Origin of the sequence: Geobacillus jurassicus NBRC 107829 (genome assembly GCF_001544315.1) — a bacterium.
GTDB classification, from domain to species: domain Bacteria; phylum Bacillota; class Bacilli; order Bacillales; family Anoxybacillaceae; genus Geobacillus; species Geobacillus jurassicus.
In genome coordinates this window covers 58,109-64,108 of record NZ_BCQG01000017.1, presented here as the reverse complement: position 1 = coordinate 64,108, position 6,000 = coordinate 58,109, and the positions used below count along the sequence as shown (strand labels likewise).

Sequence of the window (6,000 nt, the reverse complement as noted above, 5' to 3'; positions counted from 1 at the left end):
CCGTGTAATGCACATGTTTGACAAATGCGGCAATAATCATTAATAATAATGAAGATTTCAATTTACCTCCTAGGGGTGGAAGATGGATGTCAGACTACTTAGTTATCGTCGAATCGCCAACGAAAGCGAAGACGATCGAACGATACTTGGGAAAAAAATATACAGTCAAAGCGTCGATGGGCCACGTCCGCGATTTGCCAAAAAGCCAAATGGGCGTTGATATAGACCACGGCTACGAGCCGAAATACATTACGATCCGCGGCAAAGGCCAGGTGATCAAAGAGTTGAAAACGGCGGCGAAAAAAGCGAAAAAAGTGTTTCTTGCCGCCGACCCCGATCGCGAAGGAGAGGCGATCGCCTGGCATTTGGCCCACATGCTCGATCTGGACATTCACTCTGATTGCCGCGTTGTCTTTCATGAGATCACGAAGGATGCTATTCAGCAATCGTTTCAGCAGCCGCGCGCGATCAATATGAATCTTGTTGACGCCCAGCAGGCGCGGCGCGTGCTCGACCGCCTCGTCGGCTATAACATCAGCCCGCTCTTATGGAAAAAGGTGAAAAAAGGATTAAGCGCCGGCCGCGTCCAATCGGTGGCGCTGCGCCTCATCATCGATCGGGAACGAGAAATTCGCGAGTTTCAGCCGGAAGAATATTGGACGATTCAAGCGACGTTTCAAAAAGAAGGAGAGACGTTTGCCGCCTCGTTTTACAGTATTGACGGACAAAAGCGCGATTTAAAGACGGAGGCGGATGTGAAAGCCGTGCTGGACCGCTTAAACGGAACGGCATTTGCGGTGAAAACGGTGACAAAACGAGAGCGCAAGCGCAGCCCCGTGCCGCCGTTTACGACGTCGTCGCTTCAGCAGGAAGCGGCGCGCAAACTGAATTTCCGGACGAAAAAGACGATGATGATCGCCCAGCAGCTGTACGAAGGAATCGATCTTGGCAGCGAAGGGACGGTCGGTTTGATCACGTATATGCGCACCGATTCAACGCGCGTCGCCGAGACGGCGCAGCAAGAGGCGGCGGCATATATCGAGGCGACGTTCGGCGCTATGTATGTCAACCAGGAAAAGCGGAAAGAGAAGAAAAGCACGAACGCCCAAGACGCCCACGAAGCGATTCGCCCGACATCGGCATTTCGCGACCCGGACAAAGTGAAACCGTATTTGACGCGCGATCAGTTCCGGTTGTATAAGCTCATTTGGGAACGGTTCATCGCCAGTCAAATGGCGGCGGCCGTGCTCGACACCATGAGCGTCGAGTTGGAAAACAACGGTGTCGTGTTCCGCGCCAGCGGCTCGAAGGTGAAATTTCCAGGGTTTATGAAAGTGTATATTGAAGGAACGGACGATCAAACGGAAGAGCAGGACCGTATCCTCCCGGATTTGGAAGAAGAGGAAACGGTTGAGAGCGAAACGATCGAATCGAAGCAGCACTTTACTCAGCCGCCGCCGCGCTACACGGAAGCCCGCCTCGTCAAAACGTTGGAGGAACTCGGCATCGGCCGCCCGTCGACGTATGCCCCGACGCTTGATACGATCCAAAAACGCAACTATGTCGTCCTTGAGAACAAGCGGTTTGTCCCGACCGAGCTCGGCGAAATCGTTGTAGAGCTGATGCTCGAATTTTTCCCGGAAATTATCGATGTCGAGTTTACGGCGAAAATGGAAAAAGAATTGGACGAAATTGAAGAAGGGAAAGTGGAATGGATCAAAGTCGTCGACGAGTTTTACCGCGAATTTGAAAAACGGTTGAAAGTGGCGGAAAAAGAAATGCGCGCAGTTGAGATTAAGGATGAGCCGGCCGGCATTGACTGCGAGGTGTGCGGCAGTCCGATGGTGTACAAAATGGGCCGTTTCGGCAAGTTTATCGCCTGCTCGAATTTTCCGGAATGCCGCCATACGAAGCCGATTGTCAAAGAAATCGGCGTCAAGTGCCCGAAATGCCGCGAGGGCAACATCGTCGAGCGCAGCACGAAAAGAAAGCGGGTGTTTTACGGCTGCGACCGTTTCCCGGACTGCGACTTCGTCTCATGGGATAAACCGCTCGCCCGCTCGTGTCCGAAATGCGCGCAGTTGCTTGTGGAGAAAAAGCTGAAAAAAGGTGTGCAAGTGCAATGCACGGCGTGCGATTATGAAGAGCAGCTAGAAGCTTGAAGGGTCATCGGATACAATTCAGAATTTTATAAAAAATAGTTGCGTTAATGCAGAAGAATATGGTACGATGTAGTAGCCGTTGCGGGGTGAGGCGATGGAGAATTCGAAACTTGCGTTACAATTGTTCATGGAATATTTACAAATCGAGAAAAATTATTCACAATATACTATTGTGTGTTACCGGCGCGACATTGAGCAATTTTTCCGGTTCATGGATGAAGAGGGGATCGGTCGGCTCGATAAAGTGTCCTACAGCGACGTCCGCTTGTATTTGACGAAACTATACGAGCAACAGTTGGCCAGCCGTTCGGTCGCCCGCAAAATTTCGAGTCTGCGCAGTTTTTACAAGTTTTTGCTGCGCGAAGGGCGGGCGGCCGAAAATCCGTTTGCGCTCGCGACGCTGCCGAAAAAAGAGCAAAAAATTCCTAATTTTTTATACCCGGAAGAATTAGAAGCATTGTTTCTTGTCAATGATGAAAATACCGCTCTCGGTCAGCGCAATGCGGCGTTGCTTGAGTTGCTGTACGCGACCGGCGCCCGGGTTAGTGAATGTTGTCACATTCGGTTGTCTGACGTCGATTTTGCTGCGGCGACTGTGCTCATTCATGGCAAAGGAAACAAGCAACGCTACGTTCCGTTCGGCCGCCCAGCCCGCGAAGCGCTTGAACGGTATATCCATAGCGGCCGGCGCGAACTGACAAGAAAGCTGCCGGCGGACCACCGCTATTTGTTTGTCAACGCCCGAGGCAATCCGCTCACGCCTCGGGGAGTGCGCCATATTTTGGATCGGATTGTCGAAGCCGCTGCGCTGACGCAAAACATCAGCCCGCACGTTTTGCGGCATACGTTTGCGACCCATTTGCTCAACGAAGGAGCCGATCTCCGTTCGGTGCAGGAACTGCTCGGCCATGCGCATTTGTCATCGACGCAAGTGTACACACATGTGACAAAAGACCGGTTGCGGCATATTTATTTGCAGGCGCATCCGCGGGCGTAACCCGCAGGCAAGGAGGGGAAAATGATGGGAGCTTTTCATGCGACGACGATTTTTGCCATCCGCCATAACGGCGCATCCGCCATGGCTGGCGACGGCCAAGTGACGTTCGGCAATGCGGTCGTCATGAAACAGACGGCAAAAAAAGTGCGGCGGCTGTTCCAAGGAAAAGTGCTCGCCGGTTTCGCCGGCTCGGTCGCTGACGCGTTTACGCTGTTTGAGATGTTTGAAGGCAAGCTTGAACAATTGAATGGCAACTTGCCGCGCGCGGCCGTTGAGCTGGCGAAAGAGTGGCGGAGCGATAAAGTGTTGCGCCGCCTCGAGGCGATGCTCATTGTCATGGACAAACAGCATTTGCTGCTTGTCTCCGGCACAGGCGAAGTGATTGAGCCGGATGATGGCATGCTCGCCATTGGCTCAGGCGGCCAGTATGCGCTTGCTGCCGGACGTGCGTTAAAGAAGTATGCCGGCGGCTCGATGACCGCGAAAGAGATTGCCAAGGCGGCGCTCGAGATTGCCGCTGACATTTGCGTTTATACAAACGGCCATATTATTGTCGAAGAGCTGTAAAAAAGGAGGAGGCCGATGATGGCGGAAACGTTGACTCCACGGCAGATTGTCGAAAAGCTCGATCAGTTCATCGTCGGGCAAAAAGAGGCGAAAAAAGCGGTGGCGATCGCGCTTCGCAACCGGTACCGCCGCAGTTTGCTTGATGAAAAGTTGCGCGATGAAGTGATGCCGAAAAACATTTTAATGATCGGCCCGACCGGGGTCGGGAAGACGGAGATCGCCCGCCGGCTCGCCAAACTCGTCGGCGCGCCGTTCATCAAAGTCGAGGCGACGAAATTCACCGAAGTCGGCTATGTCGGGCGCGATGTCGAATCGATGGTGCGCGATTTGGTGGAAACGTCAGTTAGGCTCGTGAAAGAGCGGAAAATGAACGAAGTGAAAGACCGGGCGGAACAGCAGGCGAACAGGCGGCTTGTTGAACTGCTCGTTCCGGGCAAGCCGAAGCAAACGATCAAAAATCCGCTCGAGCTGTTGTTTGGGGGGCAAACAAGCGAATCGGACAACAGCTACAGCCATGAAGATGAACAGGTGGAACAAAAGCGGCGCCAAGTCGCCTGGCAGCTGGCGAACGGCCAGCTCGAAAATGAGATGGTCACAATTGAAATTGAGGAGCAGACGCCCCTATTGTTTGATTTTTTGCAAGGGGCAGGAATTGAGCAGATGGGCGTTAACATGCAAGACGCCTTAAGCAGCCTCATGCCGAAGCGGCGCAAAAAGCGGCGTCTCAAAGTGAGCGAAGCGCGCAAAGCGCTCATCAATGAAGAAGCGCAAAAGCTGATCGACATGGATGAGGTGACGCAAGAGGCCGTCCGTCTCGCTGAGCAGTCCGGCATCATTTTTATCGATGAAATCGACAAAATCGCCCGCAGCGGAGCGGTGTCCGGCTCGGCCGACGTCTCGCGCGAAGGGGTGCAGCGCGACATTTTGCCGATTGTCGAAGGGTCGACCGTCATGACGAAGTACGGCCCGGTGAAAACAGACCATATTCTATTTATCGCCGCCGGCGCGTTCCATATGGCGAAGCCGTCGGATTTGATCCCTGAGCTGCAAGGCCGTTTCCCGATCCGGGTCGAGCTCTCGAAACTTTCGGTCGACGATTTCGTAAGAATATTAGTCGAGCCGAATAACGCGCTCATTAAACAATATCAAGCTCTTTTAGCGACGGAAGGTATAAATCTTGAATTTTCTGACGATGCTATTCGTAAGATTGCCGAGGTGGCGTTTGAAGTAAACCAGACGACCGACAACATCGGCGCGCGCCGGTTGCACACGATTTTGGAAAAACTGCTTGAAGATTTGCTGTTTGAAGCGCCGGACATCGGGATCGACAAAGTCGTCATCACGCCGCAATATGTCGAACAAAAACTCGGCAGCATCGTCAAAAACAAAGATTTAAGCGAGTTTATTTTATGAGGAGGAGATGGAATCGATGAACTTGCTAGAGAAAACGCGGAAAATCAATGCCATGTTGCAAAAGGCCGCCGGGCGGCCGGTCAATTTTAAAGAAATGGCAGAAACGCTTTGCGAAGTGATTGAAGCCAATGTGTTTGTCGTCAGCCGCCGCGGCAAACTGCTTGGATTTGCCATTAAACAATCGATTGAAAACGAACGGATGAAGCGGATGCTTGAGGAGCGCCAGTTTCCGGAAGAATACACGAAAAACTTGTTCAACATTACGGAAACGTCTCCTAATATCGATATTAATAGTGAATATACGGCGTTTCCAGTGGAAAATCGTGACTTGTTCAAAACCGGCTTGACGACGATCGTTCCGATCAACGGCGGGGGCGAGCGGCTCGGCACGCTCATTTTGTCGCGCCTTGACCGCGAGTTTGACAATGATGATCTCATTTTGGCTGAATACGGAGCAACGGTCGTCGGCATGGAAATTTTGCGTGAAAAGGCGGAAGAAATTGAAGAGGAAGCGCGCAGCAAGGCGGTCGTGCAAATGGCGATCAGCTCGCTTTCTTACAGCGAGCTTGAGGCGATTGAACATATTTTTGAAGAGCTTGACGGAACGGAAGGGCTGCTTGTGGCGAGCAAAATCGCCGACCGCGTCGGCATCACCCGCTCGGTCATCGTCAATGCTCTGCGCAAGCTTGAAAGCGCCGGCGTGATCGAATCGCGTTCACTCGGCATGAAAGGGACGTACATTAAAGTATTGAACGACAAGTTTTTAAGCGAACTTGAAAAATTGAAATCGAGCTGAACGGCTTAACCGTCTAAGCCCGCTGGGGATTTTAGCCCGGCGGGTTTTTGTTTTGGCAAACGTCC

General features: G+C 52.4%; 5 protein-coding genes. All 5 read left to right on the top strand.

Features of this window, described 5'->3' with window-relative positions; all coding sequences use genetic code 11:
• Positions 1–86: 86 nt before the first annotated feature.
• Positions 87–2,162 (top strand): type I DNA topoisomerase, encoded by a 2,076-nt coding sequence (topA, locus tag GJ1_RS06595; protein ID WP_066230146.1) that lies wholly within the window; start codon positions 87–89, stop codon positions 2,160–2,162.
• A 94-nt stretch (positions 2,163–2,256) separates the two neighbouring features.
• Entirely contained in the window at positions 2,257–3,159 is a 903-nt protein-coding gene (gene xerC, locus GJ1_RS06590; RefSeq protein ID WP_066230143.1) for a tyrosine recombinase XerC, read from the top strand.
• Between the two features lie 24 nt (positions 3,160–3,183).
• Complete coding sequence (gene hslV, locus GJ1_RS06585; RefSeq protein ID WP_066230140.1) at positions 3,184–3,726, top strand: ATP-dependent protease subunit HslV; 543 nt, start codon at positions 3,184–3,186, stop codon at positions 3,724–3,726.
• A gap of 18 nt (positions 3,727–3,744) precedes the next feature.
• Positions 3,745–5,139, top strand: coding sequence for an ATP-dependent protease ATPase subunit HslU (gene hslU, locus GJ1_RS06580; RefSeq protein ID WP_066230151.1), 1,395 nt, complete (start codon positions 3,745–3,747; stop codon positions 5,137–5,139).
• A gap of 16 nt (positions 5,140–5,155) precedes the next feature.
• Entirely contained in the window at positions 5,156–5,935 is a 780-nt protein-coding gene (gene codY / locus GJ1_RS06575; RefSeq protein WP_011230715.1) for a GTP-sensing pleiotropic transcriptional regulator CodY, read from the top strand.
• Positions 5,936–6,000: the final 65 nt, after the last annotated feature.